This window comes from Clostridium sp. Marseille-QA1073, assembly GCF_054863625.1.
On sequence record NZ_JBSVQM010000060.1, the window covers coordinates 1 to 1789 of the forward strand.

A 1789-nucleotide genomic window follows, 5' to 3' on the forward strand; every position below is an offset into this window, starting at 1 on the left:
ATATAATTTTTTAACAGTTTAATTATACCAAAAAATACGAAAACATACTATATTGGCCTGTAATTAAATGTAATTCCCTAAAATTAGCTCCAAAAATTTACTATAAATTATCAACAAAATATATAAATTTTAATTAAAGCATTGCATATAAATAATTTAATTTCTTTTAGTATACTCATAAAAGCTTTGAAATTTATTAAGAAATAGTTAAAATTTTATATTTTTTACTAATTTTAAATAGAAATTAATTTCAATCGTAGTTATTAATTTTCATAAGTTCTCCATTAATTAAGTGTAGCGACAAACTTAACTTAATTCACAGTTCACAATGCACAATTCACAATTGTGGATATTTCTCAGTTGCCACTGAGAAATTTAAAATTGATTAACTGTAGCGGCGAACAGTGTTCGCCACATATTATTGATTAATATTAAATTATAAGACATATTAAAAAGGCTGACGACACTGTTGACCACTACAATAAAAAACTAGCAATTGTATTGCTAGTCAAAAAAATGCATTCAAAGAAATTATTTTGCTAGAAAATAATTTCAACCTTAATTGTGAATTGTGAACTGTGCATTGTGCATTAATTAAGTTCCCCTACAATAAAAAAACTAGCAATTCTATTGCTAGTTAAAAGTCAGTAAAAAATTAATTTAATTAAAACTTAAAAAGTACATATTTATATGCTTTCTAAGCTATAGCATCAATTTTTTCTCCTTCATACTTATCTTTATCATTGATATTTTCACTATAATGCTTAATATTTTCAGCAGTTTGTTGTTGCTTTATTAATAGCTTATCATCATTTTGTGTATTATCATTGTTGCTAGTATTCTTACTTTCTTCGCTTTTGTAGGTAATATTATTTAATCTATTACTTCCTACACTATTCTCAAATTTATTATTTGTATCTGTTAATTTGTCATTAATTTTTTCAGTAATATTTTCAATGTTTTCCTTTATCTTAGCAACAGATTTTCTCTTTTCAATAGTCTCAATTCCTCTTGACTCATCTAGCTTTATCTCACTTTCTAAAACTCTTACCTCACCAGACATTGAAGTTCTTTGAGAAGATAAAGCTTTAGCTTGAGATAAATTATTAGAAAGACTTAAAACACTAGTCATTTTTTCTTCAGAGTTATCTCCATTACTTTCTTTAGCAGAAAGTTTATTTGATTTTTCTTTAAGTTTCTCTTTTTTCTTACTTACATCCTCAGTACCAAGTGATTTACGTTGTTCTTCACATTGAATTTTACTTATTTGCTCATTGATTTCATTAATTTGCTTATTAATATCATGTAGCTTTTCTTTTATTGCTGACGGACTTTCACCATTCTCTAAAGCTTTTTCAATAATATCATTTTTTCTGTCCATTAAATTTACTTTTCGCTCAATTAAATTTTCAAGCATATTGTTTTTCTTTGACTTTCGTCCTAAAGATACAGCCATACTACTTTTATTCATAGTATTATTTTTTTCAGTTCTTCCATTGTTATCATTAGAATTTTTAATAAAACTACTATTAGAAGAATGATGTAAACTTACTGGTCTCACGTACTGTTGTGATGAAAAAGATATTCTCATATATAGCCCCCCTTTATTATAAATTTGTAATCACAATATACTTTGTTACACTTCTTATATCGTGAAAAATTATGGAAAGTTTATCATATTATAGAAACAGGTCATAAAAATGAAGAATTAATAATGAAGAATAAAAAGTTTATGGACATTTCTAAGTAGAAACTGAGAAATTTAAAATTGATTCTTTTTTGAAGTTAC

The 1789-nt window shown here is 25.1% G+C and carries 1 protein-coding gene; it reads right to left on the bottom strand.

Annotated features, from left to right (window positions below):
- Positions 1 to 697 precede the first annotated feature (697 nt).
- Positions 698 to 1591, bottom strand: coding sequence for a hypothetical protein (locus tag ACY1IQ_RS21055; protein ID WP_461614294.1), 894 nt, complete (start codon positions 1589 to 1591; stop codon positions 698 to 700).
- Between the last annotated feature and the right edge of the window lie 198 nt (positions 1592 to 1789).